General features: G+C 31.8%; 26 protein-coding genes. 5 read left to right on the top strand and 21 right to left on the bottom strand.

Features of this window, described 5'->3' with window-relative positions; translation table 11 throughout:
* Positions 1–101: 101 nt before the first annotated feature.
* From Q4Q40_RS15965 to nadD, 3 genes are read left to right on the top strand one after another with little or no spacing between them, the layout of a single operon-like run.
* The gene (locus Q4Q40_RS15965) at positions 102–959 is read left to right on the top strand and encodes a YicC/YloC family endoribonuclease (RefSeq protein ID WP_303302908.1); all 858 of its coding nucleotides are present in this window, start codon (positions 102–104) and stop codon (positions 957–959) included.
* A gap of 59 nt (positions 960–1,018) precedes the next feature.
* Positions 1,019–1,609: a guanylate kinase gene (gene gmk / locus Q4Q40_RS15960; RefSeq protein WP_303302907.1), complete on the top strand. Its 591-nt coding sequence runs from the start codon at positions 1,019–1,021 to the stop codon at positions 1,607–1,609.
* Positions 1,610–1,619: 10 nt separating this feature from the next.
* Positions 1,620–2,198 carry a nicotinate (nicotinamide) nucleotide adenylyltransferase gene (gene nadD / locus Q4Q40_RS15955; RefSeq protein WP_303302906.1) on the top strand — a complete coding sequence of 193 codons (579 nt, stop codon included), beginning with the start codon at positions 1,620–1,622 and terminating at the stop codon, positions 2,196–2,198.
* 135 nt (positions 2,199–2,333) lie between these two features.
* Here nadD and lysM read toward each other — a convergent pair whose 3' ends face one another.
* Together lysM and Q4Q40_RS15945 are read right to left on the bottom strand one after the other, a co-directional pair.
* Positions 2,334–2,819, bottom strand: a complete 486-nt coding sequence (lysM, locus tag Q4Q40_RS15950; RefSeq protein ID WP_303302905.1) for a peptidoglycan-binding protein LysM — start codon at positions 2,817–2,819, stop codon at positions 2,334–2,336.
* Between the two features lie 266 nt (positions 2,820–3,085).
* Positions 3,086–4,024, bottom strand: a complete 939-nt coding sequence (locus tag Q4Q40_RS15945; protein ID WP_303302904.1) for a nicotinic acid mononucleotide adenyltransferase — start codon at positions 4,022–4,024, stop codon at positions 3,086–3,088.
* A gap of 130 nt (positions 4,025–4,154) precedes the next feature.
* Between Q4Q40_RS15945 and Q4Q40_RS15940 the strand changes: the two genes are divergently transcribed.
* Positions 4,155–5,156 (top strand): NAD(P)H-dependent glycerol-3-phosphate dehydrogenase, encoded by a 1,002-nt coding sequence (locus tag Q4Q40_RS15940; RefSeq protein ID WP_303302903.1) that lies wholly within the window; start codon positions 4,155–4,157, stop codon positions 5,154–5,156.
* 238 nt (positions 5,157–5,394) lie between these two features.
* On the opposite strand, the gene Q4Q40_RS15935 is transcribed toward Q4Q40_RS15940, so the two are convergent.
* From Q4Q40_RS15935 to Q4Q40_RS15925, 3 genes are all read right to left on the bottom strand, one after another.
* Positions 5,395–5,790 (bottom strand): hypothetical protein, encoded by a 396-nt coding sequence (locus Q4Q40_RS15935; protein ID WP_303302902.1) that lies wholly within the window; start codon positions 5,788–5,790, stop codon positions 5,395–5,397.
* Positions 5,791–5,792: 2 nt separating this feature from the next.
* The gene (pheS, locus tag Q4Q40_RS15930) at positions 5,793–6,812 is read right to left on the bottom strand and encodes a phenylalanine--tRNA ligase subunit alpha (protein ID WP_303302901.1); all 1,020 of its coding nucleotides are present in this window, start codon (positions 6,810–6,812) and stop codon (positions 5,793–5,795) included.
* Between the two features lie 214 nt (positions 6,813–7,026).
* Positions 7,027–7,383 carry a hypothetical protein gene (locus tag Q4Q40_RS15925; protein ID WP_303302900.1) on the bottom strand — a complete coding sequence of 119 codons (357 nt, stop codon included), beginning with the start codon at positions 7,381–7,383 and terminating at the stop codon, positions 7,027–7,029.
* Between the two features lie 74 nt (positions 7,384–7,457).
* Here Q4Q40_RS15925 and Q4Q40_RS15920 point away from each other — a divergent pair, with 74 nt between their 5' ends.
* Positions 7,458–7,970 carry a CvpA family protein gene (locus Q4Q40_RS15920; RefSeq protein WP_303302899.1) on the top strand — a complete coding sequence of 171 codons (513 nt, stop codon included), beginning with the start codon at positions 7,458–7,460 and terminating at the stop codon, positions 7,968–7,970.
* A gap of 41 nt (positions 7,971–8,011) precedes the next feature.
* Here Q4Q40_RS15920 and Q4Q40_RS15915 read toward each other — a convergent pair whose 3' ends face one another.
* The 16 genes from Q4Q40_RS15915 to Q4Q40_RS15840 all read right to left on the bottom strand — a co-directional run bounded on the left by Q4Q40_RS15915 (position 8,012) and on the right by Q4Q40_RS15840 (position 24,239).
* The gene (locus Q4Q40_RS15915) at positions 8,012–9,874 is read right to left on the bottom strand and encodes a SulP family inorganic anion transporter (protein ID WP_303302898.1); all 1,863 of its coding nucleotides are present in this window, start codon (positions 9,872–9,874) and stop codon (positions 8,012–8,014) included.
* A gap of 98 nt (positions 9,875–9,972) precedes the next feature.
* Positions 9,973–10,641, bottom strand: coding sequence for a DUF2490 domain-containing protein (locus tag Q4Q40_RS15910; RefSeq protein WP_303302897.1), 669 nt, complete (start codon positions 10,639–10,641; stop codon positions 9,973–9,975).
* Between the two features lie 26 nt (positions 10,642–10,667).
* Positions 10,668–11,297, bottom strand: coding sequence for a carbonic anhydrase family protein (locus Q4Q40_RS15905; protein WP_303302896.1), 630 nt, complete (start codon positions 11,295–11,297; stop codon positions 10,668–10,670).
* 31 nt (positions 11,298–11,328) lie between these two features.
* Positions 11,329–12,156 (bottom strand): universal stress protein, encoded by an 828-nt coding sequence (locus Q4Q40_RS15900; protein ID WP_303302895.1) that lies wholly within the window; start codon positions 12,154–12,156, stop codon positions 11,329–11,331.
* A 10-nt stretch (positions 12,157–12,166) separates the two neighbouring features.
* A complete protein-coding gene (locus tag Q4Q40_RS15895) occupies positions 12,167–13,747 on the bottom strand; it encodes a SulP family inorganic anion transporter (RefSeq protein WP_303302894.1) in 1,581 nt (526 codons plus the stop codon).
* Between the two features lie 93 nt (positions 13,748–13,840).
* Positions 13,841–14,143: a hypothetical protein gene (locus tag Q4Q40_RS15890; protein WP_303302893.1), complete on the bottom strand. Its 303-nt coding sequence runs from the start codon at positions 14,141–14,143 to the stop codon at positions 13,841–13,843.
* Between the two features lie 52 nt (positions 14,144–14,195).
* Entirely contained in the window at positions 14,196–14,954 is a 759-nt protein-coding gene (locus Q4Q40_RS15885) for an SH3 domain-containing protein (RefSeq protein WP_303302892.1), read from the bottom strand.
* Between the two features lies 1 nt (position 14,955).
* Complete coding sequence (locus Q4Q40_RS15880; RefSeq protein ID WP_303302891.1) at positions 14,956–16,725, bottom strand: BatD family protein; 1,770 nt, start codon at positions 16,723–16,725, stop codon at positions 14,956–14,958.
* Positions 16,726–16,744: 19 nt separating this feature from the next.
* On the bottom strand, positions 16,745–16,912 hold the full coding sequence (locus Q4Q40_RS15875; RefSeq protein WP_303302890.1) for a hypothetical protein: 168 nt from the start codon (positions 16,910–16,912) through the stop codon (positions 16,745–16,747).
* A gap of 53 nt (positions 16,913–16,965) precedes the next feature.
* Positions 16,966–17,814: a tetratricopeptide repeat protein gene (locus Q4Q40_RS15870; protein ID WP_303302889.1), complete on the bottom strand. Its 849-nt coding sequence runs from the start codon at positions 17,812–17,814 to the stop codon at positions 16,966–16,968.
* Positions 17,811–18,419, bottom strand: coding sequence for a peroxiredoxin-like family protein (locus Q4Q40_RS15865; RefSeq protein ID WP_303302887.1), 609 nt, complete (start codon positions 18,417–18,419; stop codon positions 17,811–17,813). The genes Q4Q40_RS15870 and Q4Q40_RS15865 overlap by 4 nt, the downstream gene beginning before the upstream one ends.
* Positions 18,420–18,524: 105 nt before the next feature.
* A complete protein-coding gene (locus Q4Q40_RS15860; protein ID WP_303302886.1) occupies positions 18,525–19,562 on the bottom strand; it encodes a VWA domain-containing protein in 1,038 nt (345 codons plus the stop codon).
* Between the two features lie 51 nt (positions 19,563–19,613).
* The gene (locus tag Q4Q40_RS15855) at positions 19,614–20,621 is read right to left on the bottom strand and encodes a vWA domain-containing protein (RefSeq protein WP_303302885.1); all 1,008 of its coding nucleotides are present in this window, start codon (positions 20,619–20,621) and stop codon (positions 19,614–19,616) included.
* Complete coding sequence (locus Q4Q40_RS15850; RefSeq protein ID WP_303302884.1) at positions 20,621–22,282, bottom strand: BatD family protein; 1,662 nt, start codon at positions 22,280–22,282, stop codon at positions 20,621–20,623. Before Q4Q40_RS15850 ends, Q4Q40_RS15855 begins: the two co-directional genes overlap by 1 nt.
* 14 nt (positions 22,283–22,296) lie before the next feature.
* Positions 22,297–23,163 carry a DUF58 domain-containing protein gene (locus Q4Q40_RS15845; protein ID WP_303302883.1) on the bottom strand — a complete coding sequence of 289 codons (867 nt, stop codon included), beginning with the start codon at positions 23,161–23,163 and terminating at the stop codon, positions 22,297–22,299.
* Positions 23,164–23,237: 74 nt separating this feature from the next.
* A complete protein-coding gene (locus Q4Q40_RS15840) occupies positions 23,238–24,239 on the bottom strand; it encodes an AAA family ATPase (RefSeq protein ID WP_303302882.1) in 1,002 nt (333 codons plus the stop codon).
* Between the last annotated feature and the right edge of the window lie 65 nt (positions 24,240–24,304).

Here is a 24,304-nt window from a genome sequence, read left to right as displayed (position 1 = left end):
TGAAAAACCTCATATTAATACAAAGTATTTTTTACACAATTTATTATCAGTTTTCTATCCTTTAGGTTTTAATTACCTTTGCAGAACTTAATACATGCATTATGATATATTCAATGACAGGTTACGGAAAATCTGTATTGCAATTACCCACAAAAAAAATAACCATAGAGCTTAAGTCTCTTAATAGTAAAAATTTAGATTTAAATGCAAGAATGCCTAGTATTTATAGAGAAAAAGAATTGTCTATTCGAAAGATTCTTGCAGCAAAATTAGAACGGGGGAAAGTTGATTTCTCAATTTATGTTGAAACTACCGCAGAAGACACATCTACACAAATAAACACACCTGTTGTAAAACAATATATCGAGCAATTAAAACATGTTGTAGATGGCGATGCTATTGAGCTTCTTAAAATGGCTGTGCGTTTTCCTGATGCTTTAAATACGGTTCGCGAGGAAATTGATGATAATGAATGGAAAATTATTGAAGCACAAATTAATACTGCAGTAGACGACTTAATCTGTCATAGATTAGATGAAGGAAAAGTACTTGAACAGGATTTTAATAATCGGGTAAAAACTATTGAGACTATTCTCGAACAGGTTATTGCTATGGATCCTGAACGTGTTGAAGGCGTTCGTGAACGTTTACTTAAAGGTGTTGAAGAACTAAAAGAGAAATATGATGAAAACCGCTTTGAACAAGAATTGGTCTATTATATTGAAAAGTTTGATATTACCGAAGAAAAAGTACGCTTAAAAAACCATTTAGATTACTTTTCAGAATGTATCAACTCTAAAGACTCTAACGGTAAAAAACTTGGATTTATAGGTCAGGAAATGGGACGAGAAATAAATACCATTGGCTCTAAAAGTAATTATGCACCTATGCAACAATTGGTGGTTCAAATGAAAGACGAACTAGAAAAAATTAAAGAACAATTATTAAACGTACTTTAGTTGGTTTGTGGTATTCAGTAATAATGTGCAGCAAATTTAATAACATATTCAAGTAGTAAGTGACGAAACAAAAGACAAAAAACAAAGGTAAACTCATCGTATTTTCTGCGCCTTCTGGTTCTGGAAAAACAACCATTGTAAAGCACCTGTTAGGTCTTGAAGATCTAAATTTAGAATTTTCAATCTCGGCAACCTCACGAGAAAAGCGAGGTGAAGAAATAGATGCAAAAGATTATTATTTTTTATCTGCTAACGATTTTAAGTCTAAAATTAAAAATGACGCATTTTTAGAATGGGAAGAAGTATATCGCGATAACTTTTATGGTACTTTAAAAACGGAAGTGGAGCGTATTTGGGCCATGGGAAAACATGTTATTTTTGATATTGATGTATCTGGTGGCTTGCGTATAAAACGAAAATTTCCAGAGCAAACACTCGCTATTTTTGTAAAACCACCGAGTATTGACGAGCTAAAAATTAGATTAAAAAAACGTAAAACAGAAAGTGAAGATAAAATAAATATGCGGGTTGCAAAAGCTTCGGCTGAACTAGCAACGGCACCTTTATTTGATGTTATTGTTATAAACGACAATTTAGATAGCGCTCTTAAAAATGCTCATAAATTAGTTAGTGATTTCGTAAACTCTTAAAAATATTAAAATGAAAGTTGGGTTATTTTTTGGTTCTTTTAATCCCATTCATATTGGTCATTTAGTTATTGCCAATCATTTAGCAGAATATAGCGATTTAGACCAAGTTTGGTTTGTAGTAACCCCTCATAATCCATTTAAAAAGAAAAGTAGCTTATTAGATAATTACCAACGTTTAGAAATGGTGTATCGTGCTACTAAAGATTATACAAAACTTAAACCAAGCGATATAGAATTTAACTTACCACAGCCTAACTATACCATTAATACGCTTGTTTATTTACAAGAAAAATACCCAGATCATGCGTTTTCTTTAATTATGGGTGAGGACAACTTAAAGAGTTTTCATAAATGGAAAAACTATGAGTTAATCCTTGAAAATCATCATATTTATGTATACCCTCGCATTTCTAAAAATAAGATAGAAACGCAATTTGATGGTCATAAAAAAATACACTATATCGATGCTCCAATTATGGAACTTTCTTCAACACTAATACGTAACGCTATTAAAACAGGCAAAAACGTAAAGCCGATGCTTCCAGAATTTGTATGGGAGTACTTGGATGAGATGAATTTTTATAAATAGCATTATTAAGTAACATTTGAAACTCTTAAACTCTCTAAAAAACAACCTCATTTTCCTATCGAGCTCAGGTTTAAACAAAAAAAAGCCAGCTTAAAAATAAACTGGCTTTACAAACAATGTGCTAATAAATAAATCCTAGTCTAAGACTGGAATGCGTAATAATTGTCCTGGATAAATTTTATCTGGATGCGTAAGCATTGGTTTATTTGCTTCAAAAATAATGGGATATTTCATAGCATCATTATAAAATCCTTTTGCGATTTCCCCTAAAGTATCACCACTTACTACCGTGTGAAATTGGGCTATAGGTGCTACATGTTCTACTATCATCTGGTCATCAACAATGGCAATCCCGTTAGAGTTCCCAACAATTAAAACTACTTTTTCTTTGGTAGCCTGATCGTAAGCCAATCCAGAAATCATAGCAACGTCGCCATCAATAAAAATATCTAATTTTTCTACTTTTAATTCAAAATCTTTGATTATTTCTTTAAGTCTATTTACCGCTGCCTTTTCTAATCTAAGTTCTTCTGCGGCTACTTCGGCTGCATCGTCTGGATCTGCATTACCAATTCCAAATATCTCAGCCCCAGCCTTTTTAATGAATGAAAATAATCCCATTATATGTCTACGTTTTTTTTAAGGTTATATTTTTTAGACACTAAAAGAATTATATCGTCACATATTTTATGATTTTCTTAAATGAACTCACCTTGCCTTTTTATTTTTAATCGAAGAAGAGTTGAAAATTTGTTCAGATTAAGCGCTTTTAGAAAGGCATAGCATCTGCGCTTAATTAAATAGTATGGAGAATTCTATAAAAAGAAGAAACCGCTCAAAGATTAACTCTTTAAACGGTTTCTAAACTAAATAACCAACCAAAATTTTTATTTAACCCGAGTATTTTCCCTTGGGTTTTCTACTTTATCTTTTCTATACTTACGCTTCTTATCAAGCGAAATGTTTGTTTTTCCTTTTTTTGTATCTGATGTTTTTAGGTATTGTATATACCCCCTGCCTTCAAACTCATAAACTGTTTCAGATGATGGGTGAAACAACTCTATCTTCTCGTCATTTATAACGCTCAATTCGAAGTATTCATTGTTGAAGAAATCATAATCTAATGTTAAAGTTTTCAAGTACATATCTCCGTTAACATCTCCAACACCATATATTCCTGAATAATGCCATGTAAGATTATTTACTGCTGTACCATTGTCATCTTGTGAGCTTTCAAATGTAGAATCATTTCCTCCAGATAAAAATTGTAAATAGTTTTCATTATCAAATTCATTTATAGCTCCAAAAGAACTTGTATACGTCTTTTCCCAAGCTTCATATTCTTGTAAGAAATAATGAATGTTATCATAGAAAACAAAATCATAATCAAAATTGCTACGTTGATAGCCTTCTAGAAAATAAGAAGTGTCATTATTAGGATTGTAAAGCTCTAAAGTATTACTATCTATTTGAAAAACATCAAAAGTTTCGAATCCATCAATATCATGAGTAACATCTAAGATCATATTGTAAGCATCATATGTTCCTACATCGATACCAAAACCGTTACCGCTATCTCCTAATCCAACGATATTGTTATTTGCATATATAACACCATTTCTAAAAGATATCGTAAATGCTATTTGTAAAAAAGGTGTTTCTCCAAATCCTTTTGTTCTATTAATATCAACATACCATAATTCATGCGAGTTTAATAATTCATTTATTGAAATTATTGGTTCGTCATCAATATTTACTTCTGTATAGCATGATGTAAACAATGTTGCTGTTAAAGCAAAGCTAAAAAGTAATTTTACTGTCTTCATAATCAAACATTTTCTAGTTTATATTTTTAGTATTTTCAAAACACGTGCCAAAAAAGAATTTCTTAATCTTTTCTTGACTTAGCAATGATTATTATTTTGTGTATTTTTGAACCATAAATGAATGTTATTTATGGATAAACCTTTAAAATATGCGGTCTTTGGAGCAGGAAGCTGGGCTACTGCTATTGTAAAAATGCTTTGCGAAAATTTAAATGAAGTTGGTTGGTATATGCGAAGTGTTTACACTAAAGAACATTTATTAAAAGAGCAACACAATCCTAATTATTTAAGTTCTGTTGAGTTTCATTTAGAGCAACTAAAAATTAGCAACGATATTAATGAAATAGCTGCTTATGCCGATGTTTTAATTTTTGTAATTCCTTCTGCCTTTATTCATGCAGAGTTAGAAAAACTAAATATTGATATTTCTAATAAAACAATTGTATCTGCTATTAAAGGCATTATGCCCGAAACAGGGCTTTTAGTTGGTGAGCATTTTCATAATGTTTATAATATCCCTTATGATAATATTGCGGTTATAGCTGGTCCTTGTCATGCCGAAGAAGTCGCTTTAGAACGATTGTCTTACCTAACAATTTCATGTTCAGACCTCAAAAAAGCAAAAGTAATAGCTAACAAATTTTCTAGCGATTATATAAAAACTAAAACTAATGATGATATTATAGGCGTAGAATATGCTGTTATGTTAAAAAACATATATGCTATTGCTGCGGGAATTGCACATGGTTTAGGTTATGGTGATAATTTCCAAAGTGTCCTAATGAGTAATGCCATTCGCGAAATGAAACGTTTTATTAAAAAAATGCATAAAATGAAACGTAACATTAATAACTCTGCTTATCTGGGAGATTTATTAGTAACTGGTTATTCGGTCTTTTCTAGAAATCGCATGTTTGGCAATATGATTGGTAAAGGTTATACTGTAAAATCGGCTCAAATGGAAATGAATATGGTAGCCGAAGGCTATTATGCTACAAAAAGCGCCCATTTACTTAATCTTAAAAATGCTAAAAAGACACAACTCCCAATTATTAATGCGGTTTATCAAATTTTATATGAAGGTAAAAACCCTAAAAAAGTATTTAAAAAACTAACCGATAAGTTGAATTGAGGATTCGATTCCAATAAAAAATTCTTGAAACTGACTATCCCTGAGGCAAGCCATAGGGGTATTTCGCCAGTTTCATTTTGCCTTTATAGAGGCAAAAATCGAATTTTGTTATTTTGCCTCACCCAGAACTGCAAAAAAAGGCAGTTCTGACCTCTCCAAAGGAGATGTTAATTGGAAACCCCGACCCAAGGGTCGAAGAATTTTTAGATTAAAAACGGAAAGGTCTAGGATTAAGAATTTATTTCACCAAAACACCCTTTACTTGCATCAAAGGTATAGGCTGTAACGCTTTTAAATTAATCGTATTTTTTCTAAATAAGTATGTTTTATCAAACATCGTATTGCCCTCAAAAAAAGAGACTTTAAAGGTGTTATTGATAGCGAACAATTCCTCTTGCATCAATTCTATTTTTGCGTAGCTTTTTTTTGGAAGCTTATCCAGCTTTTTTCTAAATATAGATGTTTTTTTATCATCAGAATAACCACTGGTAACAATAAGGATCATATCTAGATCCACATCTTTATCGTTTATTATATAGGCATTCCAATCTTGTGTCTTGTAAACATCATTATATTCGTTTACAACAGCCACATAAACATCTCTAACTTCTGGAATTTGAATGTCTTTTTTCAACGTTATAAAGCACTCTTAAATTGTTCTAGAAACCTAACATCATTCTCACTTAATAAACGAATATCGCCTATTTGGTGTAGTAACATTGCAATACGGTCTATACCAACTCCAAAAGCAAACCCTGAATATTCTGTTGGGTCTATTTTACAGTTTTCTAAAACATTAGGATCTACCATGCCACAACCTCCAATTTCTAACCAACCAGTTCCTTTTGTTATTTTATAGTCGGTTTCAGTTTCCAATCCCCAATACACATCTATTTCTGCACTTGGTTCTGTAAATGGGAAGTACGACGGTCTTAAACGTATTTTACTTTTTCCAAACATCTCGGTAGTAAAGTGTTGAAGTGTTTGTTTTAAATCTGCAAAGCTTACATCTTTATCTATATATAAACCTTCTACTTGATGAAAAAAGCAGTGCGAACGTGCCGAAATGGCTTCGTTTCTATAAACTCTACCTGGTGAGATAGTACGAATTGGAGGCGCGTTATTTTCCATATAACGTACTTGTACAGAACTTGTATGTGTACGCAATAAAATGTCTGGATTTGTTTGAATAAAAAACGTATCCTGCATATCACGTGCTGGATGATATTCTGGTAAGTTTAAGGCTGTAAAATTATGCCAATCATCTTCTATTTCTGGACCTTCACTAACATTAAAACCTATACGAGAAAAAATGTCGGTAATTTGATTTTTAACAATCGAAACAGGGTGACGCGCCCCAATTAGGACGGGTTCTCCTGGTCTTGATAAATCACCATAGATGCCTTTTACCTCTTCTTTACTTTCCAGCTCTTCTTTTAAAGCATTTACCTTATCTTCAGCTGTTTTTTTAAGCTTATTAATAGTTTGACCAAATTCTTTTTTCTGATCGTTAGCTACATTTTTAAACTCAGCAAAAAAATCATTTAACAACCCTTTTCTACCTAAATATTTTATACGAAATGTTTCTACTTCTTCTTTAGATTGGGTTTTAAAGGCTTCTGCTTCGGCAATGTGTTCTTTTATCTTATCTATCATGATATTCAACATTGTGCTGAATTTATTTCAGCTTCTAAATGACGGCAAATTTAATCAATTTTGTTAGAATTGTCCTAGTGATGGAGTAATTGTTCAAGCTCTTTATAATTCGAATTCTCTCTTAAAGTCTCTCTTAAGTAAATCTGAATGTTAGGGATTTTAAAAATATAAAAAAGCCTTTTGAGCGCACAAAGTAAAGAGTCATTATCGAAAACTAGCTAATATATTCAGTCTCTATAAAATAATTGACTATGGCTTCTTTCATTAAAATACTTTGTTCACCCGCTTTTAAATGAGGAAGTGCTTCAAGCGTTTTATAATGTGGCCATCCTTCGTTATCTACAAAATCGAGTTCGTAATACCCATAAGGCGTCAATAATTTGCAGATAGCAATGTGCATGAGGTCTAATTTTTGGTCTTTTTTAAAGCTTTTATCTAGTTGCCCGAGTTCTTGCACACCTATTAAATAGATAATAGCATCAAGATCTAAAATGTCTCCATCTGCAAATTGATCGGATAGTTTATTAACTATCAGTTGCCAGCGTTTTTTTAATTGTTCATCTCTAGACATAATAATTTGAAAGTAGCAAAGTTAATAAACCTATGTGGGACTATTATTTTATATTTGTTTAAATTCTAATAATCATGAGTATTATAGACATTGTTTTAGGAGCTTTGATTTTGTTTGGTCTTGTTCGTGGTTTTATGAAAGGACTTTTTGTTGAAATAGCTTCTTTAGTTGCTTTAATTGCTGGTGTTTATGGCGCCATCCATTTCAGCAATTTTGCTGGTGAGTTTTTAGAAAGCAAAGTAGATTGGGATGAGAAAACTATTAACATCGTTGCTTTTGCAATAACCTTTGTTATAATCGTTTTAGCCATTGCATTAGCAGGAAAAGCACTAACCAAATTAGCAAATTTTGCTGCTCTTGGTATTATAAACAAACTTCTTGGGGGTGTTTTTGGAGGGCTTAAAATTGCACTGATTTTAAGTGTAATTTTAATTGTTTTTGATAAAATGAATAATGCGATTCCGTTTGCTGAAGAGAAAAATTTAGAAGCTTCTGTACTTTATAACCCAGTAAAATCTTTAGTGCCAATGATTCTTCCGAGTATCTTAACCGATGAAGAAGAGGATGCTACAGATAATGAAGTATAAAAACCTGAGTTCGACGCAAGAAAAATGAGATTAATACATTTCTAATATTTATTTTTCACATTTGCTTTAATCCAATCCATACAGTGTTCGAAATCCTCGAACAAATGCTCTTTTGGAATTAAATCTGGAATAATATCAATACGTTCCATCATATATTTTGGCTGTTTTAGCAAGCCGACAAACAGTACTTCAATATCTTTTTTGCTTAATTCCTGAAGCATATCTTCCATAGCATATAGTCCAGATTGGTCCATATATTGCATACGTCCTAATCTTAAAACTACCGTTTCAGCAGTATCTGGAATTTGGGCTGTTAATTGCTGAAAATCGCTTGTTGACCCAAAAAACAAAGGCCCCTTAAGATGTTTTATAAATACTTCTTCTTTTAAATTATCAGGAAAACCAATCTCATCTGCCCAGGCTTCTTCTTTAAGAGGTTTCACATCCGAGCGTTCTGCGGTTAGATCTCCTATCTTCTTCATAAACATTAAAGATGCAATAACTAGTCCAATACCCACAGCGTAAATTAAATCCCAAAATGTTGAAAGCAGTAATACAACAATCATTATTAATACTTCTGAACTTAATCTGAGAGGTCCAAATTTAATATCTCTTGGTAAACTTGGTATGGCTTTTAAACCTTTATAATCCATAACACCAATGCCTACAGTAATTAAAATTCCTGCTAAAACAGCAGCGGGGATTTTTGATGCTATCGGTCCAAGAGCTAATAATATTATTAACAGTAAAATACCCGCAATCATTCCTGAAAGTTTGGTTTTTCCTCCAGAAGTAATATTAACGACTGTTCTTATGGTAGCTCCAGCGCCTGGAATACCACCAAAGATAGCTGCTATACTGTTACCTATACCTTGGCCTACTAATTCTTTATTTGGCTTATGTTTGGTCTTAGTCATATTATCTGCCACAACACTTGTTAATAAAGAGTCAATAGCACCTAATAAGGCTAATGTAAGAGCAGTAAACACATAAGGCGTTATACTATTGAGACTAAAACTTGTAAAAATCTCTAGATTGGGAATAGGGAACCCGCTAGGAATTTCTTCAATAGGTCTATAATCTAAACCAAAACCAACAGCTATACCAGACATTATTAGTAGTGCTACTAAAGTACTCGGAAGTGCTTTTGTAATGCGTTTAAATCCATAAATTATAAATATAGTTCCTAGTGCTAGTGCCAATTCTAACCAATTAATATTTTGTAAAGCTCTAGGTAATATTCTTAATATACCAAAAGCGTTTTTCCCTTCATTCTTTGCCAGCGTTTGAGATTCTCTTAAAATATCTTCTTGCGAAATAGCTTGGGATCTAGAAATAGTTTCTTTAAAATCCTCTAACACTAGAATTCCTTCTCCTTTTTCTTCTTCGATAATATTTTTAAGGATAACGTTTTCTGCTTGCGGTTTAAACGTGCTTACAAATTCTGCATCTTCTTTAGGGTAATACCCTATTGAGGGTAATATTTGTGTTAATAAAATAATAACACCAATAGCCGTCATAAAACCAGAAACAACTGGATACGGAATATATCTAATGTATTTACCCAAACCCAATGCACCTAGACCAACTTGCATTAAACCAGCTAATAAAAAGACCGTTAAAATTACTGGCAAAGCCTTAGTTACATCTCCATCGTTTGTAGCTATAATCCCTGCTATTACGACCATACTTACAGCTGTCATTGGCGCTGTAGGTCCAGAAATTTGCGTATTAGTTCCTCCAAAAAGAGCTGCAAAAAAGCTAATAAATATAGCTCCATATAATCCTGCTGTTGGACCTAAACCTGATGACACTCCAAAAGCTAATGCTAATGGAAGCGCAACAATCCCTGCAGTTATGCCACCAAAAGCATCTCCTTTTATGTTTGAAAACAAATTTTTCATAATTTATATTAAAATTTTTAGAATTACCAAGTTAATTCATCTTCACCCAATAAAAAAACCAATACTTAAAGTATGTTTCTTTTTAACTATTAGTTAACTTAAAATGTAACAAAAGTTACAATATTAAGTTGATCTCTACTACTGGTTTCAAAAAACTGATTCATATAACCAGCTTCTAACCTTATGTTATTATTGATATTATAACCAATACCTCCGTATACTCTATTCCTATCAAAAATAGATGTCTTAGTATTTAAGAATATTTCATTGTATGCAGAAAAATAATATTTACTGCTTTTATCTTCTTTATTACACAAAGGAATATTTAGCCCTAAAAAATAACGAAAACGTAGCTTAAAATCATCTTCAACAAAACGTTGTTCAAACCTGTAACGATGATTCAATTTTACGCGTCCTATATTTTGTTTTGATGTAAACTGCTGAAATAACCGATGCTCATTAACAGAAACCTTATCATCTGTATTTCCTATATAATTTTCTGAAGCTATATACCCATACCCTAATAATACATTATTCTTATTTTCATTGAATGTATAGCCTAAACCTGTTCTTAAAAGCAATTGTTCAAGATCTCCAATGGCATTATAATTTCTGTATTGGACCTCATTATGAATATTCCACTTTGAGTTTAGTTTCTTATTACCAATATATATTAACCAATTACCAAGATTACTATCTTGACCTTGCATAAATATGGGCAGCATCAATGCCATGATTAATGCTGCCATACTTACTTTTTTTTTCATATTATTATTTTTCATCAATAAGCGATTTACTCATAGAATGATACGAGTCCTGAATGAATATCATACATAGCCCCAACAATCATAATCTCACCGTTATTCTGCATTTCGGCTAATACATCGCTTTCCTTCATAATTCTTTCAATAGTTAACTCGACATTCTTCTTAGAGACATTATCTACAAATTCCAAGTTTTTTGAATTTCTCAAACTTGTATCGTTAGGATCGGAAACAGCTTTTACTGCTGGTGTGATCTTTTCAATAAGCTTTGTTAAATTACCCATTTTAGCATCATCGCAAGCACCTTTTATGGCTCCACAACTCGTATGCCCTAATACAACTATTAGTTTGGTTCCAGCTAATTTACACGCGAATTCCATGCTCCCTAATATATCTTCGTTCACAAAATTTCCCGCTATTCTTACGCTAAAAATATCACCTAAGCCTTGATCGAAAACTAATTCGGCCGATACTCTGGAGTCTATACAACTTAAAATGGTCGCAAAAGGAAACTGTCCGTCGCTAGTATCGTTTACCTGTTCTAGCAAATTTCTATTAGCTTTTAAGTTCTTTTGAAACCTCTTATTTCCTTCTTTTAAATATTCCAATGACTTCTGTGGTGTCATTGTTGCTTGTGTTTCTCTTGTATGTGCTTTCATAATCTTTTAATTAAATTTATATATTGCAAAATTATTTTACTAATAGTTTTTGTTCTCCCGTAACTAGAAACGAAACATTGAGTTTACCTATAAATGTTTTAATATCTGATGTCGATGACTTTTCGTTTTTTACGGTGTTTTTCCTTTCTCTATTTACACATAACAAGTTAATATCATTTTTCGATACATAATTAGAAAGATTATCAATGGTATTATCACTTGCTTCAAATACGTATTCGATCGTTTTTTTGTTAATATGCTTATTCGTTTTTGAAATTGTATTTGAATCGTCTTTACCAATTTTAAACAATTTCAAAGGCTTTTGGGTATGATTTGTCAAGTCTTCAATAAATTCTAAATTAAATGATTCTTCATCCCCGTTCAGTACGCCAAGCGATATTTCTTTATTTGGTTCTAATACATTATTATTATCTGCCATCATTATTACACCATTATGTTCTTTAAGAATAAAACTTGTAATATCATAACCCATAAAATCAAGTGGTTTAGACTTTTTCTTACCTATAACAATTATATCGGGTTTATTAAGTTTAATGTATTTACGCACTTCATCTTTTACATTTCCATAAGTAAACGAATAATTTATGTTTACGTCACAATCTTTTGCAATAGGGTTTATCAAATTTTGTATTTTCTTTTCAATTGCAAAATGTTCTTTATTTATAGTACGAATTGCTGATAATTGATTTTCTTTTTCTATTACATCTGTAGGTTTTTTAACATGAAAAAATTGTATATCTCCATTTATCATTTTAGCTAAACTTACTGTGCTTTTTAATGTAGCATTTGTCGATTTTTTCAAATCTGAAAGCATTAATATTTTATATTTATTTTTCATATTTTTAGATTTAAGTTGATTTTGGTCTCAATTTAAAAAACTCAATAAAGCTCGATGGGTTTTCAACACTACCCCGCTCTGAAATCAATTTAATATCAATATCTCTTTCATTAGCTTTAAACGCAAAATCTTCTAAAATTTCAATAATATCATTATCTAAATATCTTGTTTTTCTAACATCTAATTCTAAAAAGGTATCTCTTGGTAAACTATCTAATTCTTTAAGAATAGCCCCTTTATTAAAAAATGTAACCTCTTCGGCAAATGTCATTTTTATTTTATGCTTTCCATTACTATTATCTTCAATATGTAGAAAATGTGAGTTTTGATAACTTTTTATAAGTATAACTATAATACCTACACTTAATCCAAGCCCTATTCCGTATAAAAGATCTATAAATACGATACCTAAAACAGTCACCGTAAATGGAATGGATTGTTTCCATCCTAAATTATACATTTTTTTAAACAATGAAGGTTTAGCCAATTTATATCCAACAACTAATAGTATGGCTGCCAGAACAGATAGCGGAATCATATTCAATAACTTAGGAATTAAAATAACCGAAATTATTAAGAAAAGTCCATGAATAATTGCAGACATTTTTGACACACCGCCTGATTGAATGTTTGCTGAACTACGTACAATTACTTGCGTTATTGGCAAACCACCAACCATTCCAGAAATAATATTACCTGTGCCTTGAGCTAACAATTCTCTATTAGTAGGCGTTACATTTTTGTTAGGATCTAATTTATCGGTTGCCTCTACACACAATAAGGTTTCTAAACTTGCTACTAAAGCAATTGTAAATGCAATAATCCATACATCTGGATTAGTAATAACACTAAAATTAGGAAAACTGAATTGACCAAAAAATGATGAGGCATCTTCAGGAACAGGAACATTCACTAAATGTGATTGTGCTATTGCTAAAACTTCATTTGACTTTGTAACTGCAAAGAAGATAATCCCAACCATAACAGCTACTAGTGGTCCCTGTATTAACTGAAACACTTTCCCTTTTTTAGATAATACTTTATCCCAAAGTATTAAAATGGCTAATCCTATTACACCAATTAACGTAGAACCTAATTTTATATGGTTGATAGTACCTATTAATTCTGAAAAAGTCCCTTTACTATCTAATTTAAAGAAGAGTAAGTCACCTTCGGGATTGGCATCATAGCCAAAAAAGTGAGGTATCTGTTTTAAAATAATAATAATCCCAATACCAGTTAACATTCCTTTAATTACAGAAGAAGGAAAATAATATCCAATAATTCCAGCTTTTAAAATCCCGAATAACAATTGAATAACACCTCCTAATACTACAGCCACTAAAAAGTTTTCATAGCTCCCTAAGGTTGCTATGGCTGCTAAAACAATAGCTGCTAATCCCGCAGCTGGGCCACTAACTCCAATTTTCGAACCACTTAAGGTTCCAACAATAACACCCCCAATAATACCTGCGATTACTCCTGAGAAAAGTGGGGCTCCACTTGCTAATGCAATACCTAAACATAACGGTAATGCAACAAAAAATACGACTATACTCGCTGGTAAGTCATTTTTAATAGTTTTAAACATATTATAAATAAAAATATACTCCTTGCTTTGATAAAAGCTAAAGAGTGATTAATCTAATCAAAAAGGCTTTTAAAAGCCTACTAAATCTGTATATTATAATATGTGTGATTCCGGGGGTGGTGAGATAAGATTTAAATGAGGTTTAGGGTAGTTTTTGAAGTAATACTCTAAATTATTTTTTGCTTCATTTGAATCGAAGTCTAGTTCATTAATATTGAATTCAAAAAATAAAACCTCTTTATCTTTGTTTTTTTCTCCACCTTTTTCTTCTTCTTCAGACGAAGAAAAAAAGAAAGAGATATCAATAGAATCGTCTACAATAGTAATAATGGTCGGTGTTGTTAAAAACACCATGAAAATTATTGAAAAGCATATAGAAATTATATTTCTAGACATTCTATTAAAAAATTTGAAAAACAAAGATATATTATTATTTGTTAAAGAAAAATTAAATATCATTCAACAATTTAATATCTTCTGAGTTCACCCAGCCCATTTTACCATCAGAAAGCTTAATTTTTTTCCAATCATTATAAGTTTCTAATACTTGTATTTTAGTCCCTTCATGCAATCTAAATGATTCCTCACTTCTTGGGTTTGGATCGCTTTTTACTTTGCTTTCTTGTGCAAACACAATAGCAGGATTATCTTTTTTATCTAAATTGTACTTATGAAAAGCAAATGCAAGTGAGATACATAATAAAACTAATGATGCTATACTTCCCATAAACGTTAATCGCTTGTTTAATGTTGAATAGGCAAAATAATAAATGAGAAATAAAACTACAAAACAAAACACCAAGCCAATAGCCATACGAGCCCAATTATCGAAACTCATCGTGTTAGTGATATTTTTTATAAGTTTAGAAAGTCCCGCTTCAGGAATAACATCAACAGCATCTATTGTCATGTTTTGAGCAAATGACAAATTGTTTTTAATATCCGCATCATCAGGCGCTAATTGTAACGCTTTTTCATAAAAATAAATACTTGGTGCAATGCTATTTAATTTGTAGTGTGCATTTGCTAAATTAAAATACAAATCGGCCGAGTGATTCTTAGTATCTAAAATAACTTTATAATTATCTATAGCTTCGGCATATTTCCCTTCATTATACAAGGCGTTGGCCTTTTCAAACAATGCCTGATTTTGAGAAAAAGCCGTTAAGCTTAACAAAAACGATACTATGTAAAAAACTTTTTTCATCTTAACGTGCTTGTTTATCGATTAAAGAAATTGTTTTTGCTGCCTTATCATAATCTTCTTGCATCGTAACAACATCTATTGGTGTATATCTTGCTAGTTCGCAATTTTCTACAATAGCGATAAAGTCTTTTAGAGTCTTATCATCAACGTGTTTTTCTTTTAGTAAACTATTAACTTTATCTTTACTTAAATCGTTTGTTTCAATATGTAATCTTGCTTTTAAATAGTTATGTAATGCTTTCTCTAAAGCAATATAAAAGGCTTCTTTTTTACCGAGTGATTTTTTAGCATTACTCAGGTATTTCTTTGCTAATTTATCTGCCTTTCTAATTCTATTTCCATATACATCGGCATCTCTATTTGCTTTTTTATTCCGAACAACTATGGCTAAAGGAATTGCTAAAAAGGGCAGTAATAACAAACTCCAAAATAAATTTGTTTTAAAGAAATGAACCGATTTTGTACTAATAAAACTTGTTTTGGTTTTTATAAAAGCAAATTGATCGTTGTTTAAAACAACCCGTTGTTTCCCATTGTTTACAGCATTTCCGTCGGAAGTTCCACTAGCGTTATTTGTAGGTCCATTTAAAACATCTATTATAATTTCATCGGACGATAATCGTTTATAACTTTCTGTTTTTAAATCGAAATATGAAAAAGAAATACTAGGAATTGGATACTTCCCTTTGTATTGTGGCACAACGGTATAACTATCTGAAACGGTTCCTCTCATTCCTGATAGATTTGTTTTTACCTCTTCTTTATGTTCTGGCTCGTAAACCTCTAAAGAGCTTGGTAATGAGATTTTTGGTAACTTAAAAAGCTTTAAATTCCCGTTACCTTTAACGGCTACTTTTATTTGAAACGACTCAGACGCATCTAATACTTTTTTAGAGGTTACTACATCTAGTTTAAAATTGCCAACAGCTCCTGCAAAATCCACTGGTTTACCTGCCTCTGGCAATGGTTTAACTTGAATTGTTTTATTGCCCGCAGAAACCGTTTTATTAACACGTGTCATTAAACGACTTCCAAAAATATCTCGCCTATTAGAAGGCACACGTAAAACAATATCTAAACTTAGCGGTTCTATATTTAGCTTTCCTGTTTTTTGAGGGTATAATACTGCTTTTCGCAAAACCAAAAAACGATAGTCTTTACCATTAAAAGTCCCATTTTGAACTTTTTGTCCTTGGGTATTAATATTCTGACTCCAAAAATCATTATATCTAGGACTATCGATCTCATTCCAATTATCGACTGCTATGGTAGGTGATACATATAGTTTGTAAACAACGGTTATTGCCTCGTTTAAATAAGGGTTGCTTTTTGAGACCTCAGCAACCAAATGAATATTCTCCGATGCTATAGAACTTACATCATTCGGATCATTGGGTTTATCTACTGCAGCTGTAACTTGAATATTTATGGGTAATGTCTTGTAAATTTCACCTCCAATTGAAATGGTTGCTTGTTTAATAGTAAAATTACCGCGTTTTTTTGGTGTTAAAAAATAACTATAGGTCTTCTTATAGGTTCTTACACCATTAATCCATGAGTTGCTTACAGATTGTGTTGGCCCTACTACGTTAAAATTTGAAAAATTTGGAGGGTCGAAATTATCCCCGTCCTTATTCATTTCAAAGTCAACGCGCAAACGTTCATTAATCCCCAACTTTTGTTTACTTACTTTCGCTTCAAATTTAACTTGCGCAGAAGCTATACTTGCTGTAAGTATTAATAATATTGATATGTGTTTAATGAGTTTCATAATGATTAACGAACAACGATTAGCGATTTTTGATATTTGAATTATTACTTTTCGATGTTTTAATGCTAGTAACAAAAATAGATATTAATTGGTTGTTTTCGTCTAAAGCCTTATCCATTTCAACTTGATTTCCACTAAATAGGTTAGCTTTATTTATTATTCTCTCTTCAGGGTCATTTGTTTTCATTAATACGTCTCTTATTAATTCAAAACTCGTTAATCAAATTTAATTTCTTTGGGTTACCAGTCTTTTTCAGTTTTTATTTTTACCCCTTTTTCTTTTGCTTCATTCATTTTCTCTTGAACTTTTTGTTCTTGATTATTCATGGCTTCCAATAAATTCTTTATTTGTTGTGGCGACATCTGTCCTGGTTGTGGTTTAGGCTTTTGCTGTTCTTTCTTTTTATCATCGCCCTCTTTACCTTTATCTTCTTTTTCGTCTTTAGGCTTTCCTTTATCATCTTTTTCATCTTCACCTTCTTTTTTCTCCTCATCGCCTTCGTCCTTTTTATCCTCTTTATCGTCGCCTTCCTTATCTTTTTTGTCTTCGTTCTCTTTCTTATCTTGATCGTCCTTATTCTCGTCTTTGTTCTTATCGTCTTTATTTTCGTCTTCTTGATCTTTTTGTTCTTCTGCACAAACCTTTGCTATCCCTAAATTGTAACGTGTCTCATTATCTGTAGGGTTATTTCTCAAAGCATTTTTAAAGGCTTCAACAGCTTCTTTACATTTTTTATTTTGCATTAAAATATTACCAATGTTATGATAAGCTTTATGCTTTTCTAACTTTGAAGTAGTTGCTTTTGCTGCTTGTTCATGGCGGTAAAGAGCTTCTTCATAATTCCCTTTTTGGTAATAAGCATTTCCTAGATTGTAAACTCCAGCCATGGAATTTGGTTGCTTAGAAATAGCTTGCCTGTATGCCATTTCTCCAGAAACAAAATCATCATTTTCAGTAATTAAATTATTCCCTTCATATATATAACTATTCGCTTTTTTTAAAGCCAACAATTCTTCTTTATCCTGCTTTTCCTGTGAAAAAGATAAAGACACAAATAATACTAACGTAATTAATAATACTTGTTTCATCTGCCTAATTTTTCTTTTAATTGCTTTAATATTTCTAATAACATATTAGAACTTATTCTTTGTTTATAGTTAGGACTGATATACTCAAAGAGTATAGTGCCTTCTGTATCTACAACAAATACCGATGGAACAGGTAGGAAACCTGAATTAAGCCCTCCTGAAAATTTGTTAAGCTTATCGGCATAACGTTCGGGAGCTTTAAAGGCGATCCCTATAGCTTTTATTAGTTCTCCATTTCCATCTGAAAAAAGTTTGTATGTAAGGTTTCCTTTTTCTTTAGAGGCTTTTAATTTTTCGGGAGAATCTGGACTAAAACCAATTATCTGGTATCCAAGTGCATTAATCTCATCCTCAATTTCACCAACAGCAGAAAGATGTCTGTTGCAATACGGACACCACCCACCCCTATAAAAAAGCAAAACCGAAGGTTGTTCCTTTAATATTTTTTCTAAAGGCACGTTATTCCCTTCTATTGAAGTCACACTTACATTAGGAACTTTTTCGCTTATTAATAACGGAGAAATATCAGTGTCTTTTTCAACAACTTGAGCCATACAAGGAAATACTGTTGTACATAAAAGCATTAATATTGTAAAAATCTTCATTTTCATTTTTTTATTTATTGAGACACTTTAACTTGTATCTAGTACAATATTGTTTATTCTAATTTCTAAGATATAAAACCTTCTCTTTTATCTTCGTTAAAAAATTTATAAATTCTCATTAAATAAATTCAACTTCTTTAACCAAGCTGTTTTACGCTCCAATAGGAAAACATCTAAAAGCAAAAAGAATATACCAAATCCTAAAAACCATTGAAATTGATCTTTAAAATCGGCAAATTGTTTTGCTTCAAATTCTGTTTTATCCATGCTATTTAGAATCTCACGAATATTTTCTACAACATTATCTGTGTTTTTTCCATTTATATAAGCACCATTGGCCTCTTCTGCAATAGCTTTAAGAGTTTCTTCGTTTAATCTCGTGATAACTGTTTCTCCTTGATTATCTTTTTTATAATTTAATACAATGCCATTTCGCTTTTCTGGAATGGGACCTCCTTTTATATCACCCACACCTATAGTAAATATTCGTATCCCTTCTTCATTAGCCTCTTCTGCTATGGCTATAGCCTCTTCACTATGATCTTCTCCATCCGAGATAATAACAAGCACACGATTGGTTTGTTCTTCATCATCAAAATATGTTTTTGCCAGCTTAATAGCTTCATTTATGGCAGTTCCTTGTGATGATAACATATCGGTATTCATGCTTTGTAAAAACATTTTAGCCGATGCATAATCTGTTGTTATGGGTAATTGCGGAAATGCTTTTCCTGCATAAGCTATAATACCAACACGATCGCTCGCTAGGTTATTAATAATTTGTGTAACGAGTTGTTTCGATTTGTCTAATCTATTTGGAGCAATATCTTCTGCCAACATACTTTTAGATACGTCGACTGCAAAAACAATATCAACACCTTCTCTTTTAACTGTTTCTAATTTTGTGCCTATTTTAGGGTTTACCAATGCGATTGCTAAACATGCAAAAGCCAAACTTAAAACAACTACTTTTAAAATTGATTTAAACAATGAGGTATTTGGGCTTAATCTTTTAAGTGATTTTTTATCAGCAAACTTATTTTGTGCTTTGTATTTCCAAAACTGAAGCACCAAAAAGAATAGGATTATTACTGGAATAACACCTAATACCCAAAACCATATTTTCTCTTCTAATTGATACATTTTCTTCTAAATTCCAATATTTAAACTTTAAACTCCAAAACTTAATGTCTTTTAAACAAAACTTCTAAAAACCGTAAAACGCAATAACAATTCTATGAGGAGTAATAATCCTGCTAATAATACTAGCGAACGGTATTTCTCTTCGTAATTATAAAATTTAAATTCCTCTATTTCTGTTTTTTCTAGCTTGTTAATTTCATCATAGATCTCTTCTAGCTTTCTATTATTGGTTGCTCTAAAATATTTACCTCCTGTAACATTGGCAATTTCTTTAAGTAATACCTCGTCAATTTCTACTTGAATACGTGCGTACTGGAAATCACCTGTTCTCTGATCTATTGCTACTGGAGATAAAGCCATTCCATTAGTTCCTAAACCAATTGTGTATGTTTTTATATCATATTCAACCGCTAATTCGCTGGCAATTTTAGGGTCTATAAACCCAGAATTGTTAACACCATCGGTTAATAGGATAATTACTTTACTTGTTGCTTTGCTATCCTTTAATCGGTTTACCGATGTTGCTAAGCCCATCCCTATAGCTGTTCCTCCTTCTATAATATTATTATACCTTATATCCTTTAAAGATCTTAGTACAATAGCCTTATCGCTTGTAATTGGCGTTTTTGTATAACTCTCTCCTGCATATTCCACCAAGCCAATTCTATCATTAGGTCTGCCTTTAATAAACTCTGCTGCTACTTTTTTTAATGCTTCTAATCTATTTGGTGATAAATCTTTGGCTAACATACTCGCAGAAACATCTATGGCCATAACAATGTCTATCCCTCTTGTGGTCTTTGTTTTTGTTGAGACATCTACCGTTTGAGGTCTTGCTAATCCTGCAATTAATAAAGTCAATGCTAACAAACGCAAAGCAAACAATAGGTGCTTTAATTTTGGCAACCAGGAATTAGTAAGCTTAAAACCTTTTAAACTTGATATTTTAAGTTCTGCTGTTTGTTTTTTATTCTTAAAAACATACCACAGTATAGCTAATGGAAGTGCTAATAACAACCAAAAAAATTCTTTATTTAAAAATTCGATTCCCTCAAACATTATTCTTCTGCCTTTTTAAGTTCTACTGAATTTAAAATTCGCTCAACTATTTGATCTGCATAAACATCATTTTGCTTCCAAAAAAGGAGTACTTGTTGTACAACATTTTCTGATGCAAATGCTAAAACAACATACTTCCCTTTTTCAACTTTGTCTGAGTTAGGTACAGACATTTCCAAAGGCCCATGAACTTTTAGTCCTTCAGCGCCATTTGGAGTTACAAACTCATCTTTCTTTGTTATGATGTTTTGCGCACCTGCAGCTTCAAGAGTTTTCAAATTCCCATCTATAGACTTTTCTAAATCTATTTTATTTTCACCTAAATTCTTATACTTAGAGGTAGCAACTACAATATTAAATTCACCTATTAAACTACCATACCCAAACATGGTAATATCAATCTGTTGCGCTTGTTCTTCCGACAAACCAGAATCCATTCTTTTCAATACTTTTGGTGTTGAAATGGTTATTGGAGGAATACCGTACTCACTAGTTATCCATTCGCCTTCTAAAAGCTCAATACTTTCATGTCCTATAATAGTATCCTTTACATAACTAAAACCGTATTTCATTGAAAAGCCCACTAAAGTTGCTAGTAGCAAAAACACACTAATGCCTACGGTTATAATGATTTTTTTTCGCGTTTTTTTACGTTCTAACGCTTCTCTATATTCTTCGTCTAAAAGCTTCTCTTCTTCTGTCGCTTCTGGCAACACTTCTTTTACATGATCTATTTCACTATCAATCGTATTTCTATCTAATTCTGCTAAAGCAACATCTGGAGCAGACTTTGCAAATTTTACTAAATCAGCTCGTTTTAAAATACTTTCAATATTTTTAATGGTTTCCTGACTTAAATCAATTTGATTCCCTTCTTTAAGTAATCGAAGTCTACTTACAAGTTCATCGGTGGTACTTTCTAAAGAATGATCATACACCTTTTCATCTAAATATTTCCTGATGATCCCTGTTAATTCTGAATAATACTCTTTTAATTCTGAGGATTCTAAATAATGACTTTTATCTAACTTTTTAAGGGCTAATTTAGCTCTATCATATGGTGGAAGCAATGCTATTTCTTCCTCTTCTGTTAATGGTTTTTTTCTCCATATAAACCAAAACAATAAAAAGGCTACAACACCAATTATTAATAGTGTAAGTAATAGATATTTCCACCAATTACTTGAAGGTTTTTTCACTTCAATAAAAGGCTTAATACCATACAATCCTTGTTTAACAGTGTCTACTACTATATTATTAACCTCAACTTTTAAAGAATCGGTAAAAAAGGTTTTGTCTCCAATAATTATTTTTTGTCTCGGAATGGTATAGTGTCCTGAATCAAATTGTGTTAATCCATATTTCTTAATAAGGTTATACTTATCGCTGCTTTTTACAGTATCTATTTCGTAAGATTCGATCATTTCTAAAGGCGAAAACGTTTGCCCTTCTGGAAAAACAACCAGACTAGTTGTATCTGTTTCTACTTGAATATGGTAAGTAATTTGTTCTCCTATTTTTATAGATGTAGAATCGATTGCAGAAGTAACTTGACCAAAAGAGAAAAAAGAATATAGACCAAAGAATATAGACCAAACGACCTTATATGGAAGACCACAGGTTATAGTTTTTTTATTCGTAAATCGTAAATCTCTCATCATAAATCCTAAATTATTTATCCTCTTCTTTTAAAATACCCTAGAAGTTTTTTTACATAGCTTTCATCAACACGACAATCAATAGCCCCTGCACCAGATTTTTTAAAACTCTCTTTATAATAAGTTACTTTTTCTTGATAGAATTTACCATAATTAAGTCTTACCTTTTTTGATGACGTATTTACTAACATTAATTCTCCTGTTTCTTCATCTTGCATTTGTACCATCCCTAAGTTTGGTATGCTTTCTTCATGCTTATCGTAAACTCGTATTCCTGTAACATCATGTTTTCCTGAAACAATTTTCATTGTTTGATGATAATCGTCTACAATAAAATCGGATAACACAAACACAATGGCTTTTTTCTTCATCACGTTTTGCATGAACTTTAAAGCTTCTACTAAATTCGTTTGCTTACTTTCTGGCTTAAACTCTATGAGTTCTCGAATAATACGAAGTACATGCGAACGTCCTTTTTTAGGTGGAATGTAAAGTTCTACTTTATCAGCAAATAAGATAAGCCCTATTTTATCATTGTTTTGGGTTGCCGAAAAAGCCAGTGTTGCTGCTATTTCTGTAACCACTTCGTTTTTAAACTGCTGTTCTGTACCAAACAACTCGGAACCAGATATATCTACCATAAGCATCATGGTAAGCTCTCGCTCTTCTTCAAAAACTTTTATATAAGGTTCGCTATAACGTGCTGTAACGTTCCAATCTATATTTCGAACGTCATCACCAAATTGATACTGGCGCACTTCACTAAAAGTCATACCGCGTCCTTTGAAGGTTGAATGATATTCGCCTCCAAATATATGATCAGACAAACGGCGTGTCTTAATCTCTATTTTTCGTACTTTTTTTAGTAATTCTTTAGTATCCATTTTTTGATTTACGATAGTAGATTTTTGATTTACGATTTCCTAAATCGTCATTCGTTATTCTAAAATCTAAAATTCTATGGTACTTCTATTTCGTTTACAATTTTGTTAATGATGTCTACAGAAGTCACATTTTCAGCTTCAGCTTCGTAGGTAATCCCTATTCTATGTCTTAATACATCGTAAACAACAGCACGAACATCTTCAGGAATTACGTAGCCTCTACGTTTGATAAAGGCATAACATTTAGCTGCAGTTGCTAAATTGATACTTCCACGTGGCGATGCTCCAAAAGAAATAAGAGGTTTTAAATCTGCAAGTTTATATTTTTCTGGATATCGCGTTGCGAATATGATATCCAAAATGTATTTTTCAATTTTCTCATCCATGTACACTTCTCGAACAACCTCTTGAGCTTTTATTATTTGAGAAACAGAAACCACAGGGTTTACTTTATCCCAAGCGCCTTTAAGATTTGCTCTCATAATCATTTGCTCTTCATCAATTTTTGGATAATCGATAACCGTTTTTAACATAAAACGGTCTACTTGAGCTTCTGGTAACTGATATGTTCCTTCCTGCTCTACTGGATTTTGCGTTGCCATCACTAAAAATGGCTTATCTAATACAAAAGTTTCATCTCCAATAGTTACTTGTTTTTCCTGCATAGCTTCAAGTAAAGCCGATTGTACTTTAGCAGGTGCTCTATTAATCTCATCTGCTAACACGAAATTAGCGAATATAGGTCCTTTTTTTATTGAGAAATCATTAAGCTTCATGTTATAAATTAATGTACCTGTTACATCTGCAGGTAATAAATCTGGCGTAAATTGTATTCTACTAAAGCTCCCGTCTACTGCCTGTGCCAAAGTATTTATTGCTAAAGTTTTTGCTAACCCCGGAACACCTTCAAGTAATATATGTCCTCGACCTAATAATCCAATAAGTAAGCGTTCAACCATATATTTTTGGCCAACAATTACTTTATTCATTTCTAGCATCAGTAAATCAACAAAAGCACTTTCTTTTTCAATTTTTTCGTTAATTGTCTTAATATCAATTGTACCTGTTTCTTGCATCTTCTTTATTTTTTAAAGCTCGAATATAATAAGCTTATTTGAGCCATGCAAATTGTTAAAATTTT

This window comes from Flavivirga jejuensis (genome assembly GCF_030540765.1).
Classification (GTDB): Bacteria; Bacteroidota; Bacteroidia; order Flavobacteriales; family Flavobacteriaceae; genus Flavivirga; species Flavivirga jejuensis.
The sequence above is the reverse complement of the archived record's forward strand: the minus strand, read 5'-3'. Positions and strand labels throughout refer to the sequence as shown.

Coding starts and splice junctions, on each gene's coding strand:
- Q4Q40_RS15965 (WP_303302908.1), top strand. CDS start 102: ATGATATATTCAATGACAGGTTACGGAAAATCTGTATTGCAATTACCC.
- nadD (WP_303302906.1), top strand. CDS start 1,620: ATGAAAGTTGGGTTATTTTTTGGTTCTTTTAATCCCATTCATATTGGT.
- lysM (WP_303302905.1), bottom strand. CDS start 2,819: ATGGGATTATTTTCATTCATTAAAAAGGCTGGGGCTGAGATATTTGGA.
- Q4Q40_RS15945 (WP_303302904.1), bottom strand. CDS start 4,024: ATGAAGACAGTAAAATTACTTTTTAGCTTTGCTTTAACAGCAACATTG.
- Q4Q40_RS15940 (WP_303302903.1), top strand. CDS start 4,155: ATGGATAAACCTTTAAAATATGCGGTCTTTGGAGCAGGAAGCTGGGCT.
- pheS (WP_303302901.1), bottom strand. CDS start 6,812: ATGATAGATAAGATAAAAGAACACATTGCCGAAGCAGAAGCCTTTAAA.
- Q4Q40_RS15925 (WP_303302900.1), bottom strand. CDS start 7,383: ATGTCTAGAGATGAACAATTAAAAAAACGCTGGCAACTGATAGTTAAT.
- Q4Q40_RS15920 (WP_303302899.1), top strand. CDS start 7,458: ATGAGTATTATAGACATTGTTTTAGGAGCTTTGATTTTGTTTGGTCTT.
- Q4Q40_RS15915 (WP_303302898.1), bottom strand. CDS start 9,874: ATGAAAAATTTGTTTTCAAACATAAAAGGAGATGCTTTTGGTGGCATA.
- Q4Q40_RS15910 (WP_303302897.1), bottom strand. CDS start 10,641: ATGAAAAAAAAAGTAAGTATGGCAGCATTAATCATGGCATTGATGCTG.
- Q4Q40_RS15905 (WP_303302896.1), bottom strand. CDS start 11,297: ATGAAAGCACATACAAGAGAAACACAAGCAACAATGACACCACAGAAG.
- Q4Q40_RS15900 (WP_303302895.1), bottom strand. CDS start 12,156: ATGAAAAATAAATATAAAATATTAATGCTTTCAGATTTGAAAAAATCG.
- Q4Q40_RS15895 (WP_303302894.1), bottom strand. CDS start 13,747: ATGTTTAAAACTATTAAAAATGACTTACCAGCGAGTATAGTCGTATTT.
- Q4Q40_RS15890 (WP_303302893.1), bottom strand. CDS start 14,143: ATGTCTAGAAATATAATTTCTATATGCTTTTCAATAATTTTCATGGTG.
- Q4Q40_RS15885 (WP_303302892.1), bottom strand. CDS start 14,954: ATGAAAAAAGTTTTTTACATAGTATCGTTTTTGTTAAGCTTAACGGCT.
- Q4Q40_RS15880 (WP_303302891.1), bottom strand. CDS start 16,725: ATGAAACTCATTAAACACATATCAATATTATTAATACTTACAGCAAGT.
- Q4Q40_RS15875 (WP_303302890.1), bottom strand. CDS start 16,912: ATGAAAACAAATGACCCTGAAGAGAGAATAATAAATAAAGCTAACCTA.
- Q4Q40_RS15870 (WP_303302889.1), bottom strand. CDS start 17,814: ATGAAACAAGTATTATTAATTACGTTAGTATTATTTGTGTCTTTATCT.
- Q4Q40_RS15865 (WP_303302887.1), bottom strand. CDS start 18,419: ATGAAGATTTTTACAATATTAATGCTTTTATGTACAACAGTATTTCCT.
- Q4Q40_RS15860 (WP_303302886.1), bottom strand. CDS start 19,562: ATGTATCAATTAGAAGAGAAAATATGGTTTTGGGTATTAGGTGTTATT.
- Q4Q40_RS15855 (WP_303302885.1), bottom strand. CDS start 20,621: ATGTTTGAGGGAATCGAATTTTTAAATAAAGAATTTTTTTGGTTGTTA.
- Q4Q40_RS15850 (WP_303302884.1), bottom strand. CDS start 22,282: ATGATGAGAGATTTACGATTTACGAATAAAAAAACTATAACCTGTGGT.
- Q4Q40_RS15845 (WP_303302883.1), bottom strand. CDS start 23,163: ATGGATACTAAAGAATTACTAAAAAAAGTACGAAAAATAGAGATTAAG.
- Q4Q40_RS15840 (WP_303302882.1), bottom strand. CDS start 24,239: ATGCAAGAAACAGGTACAATTGATATTAAGACAATTAACGAAAAAATT.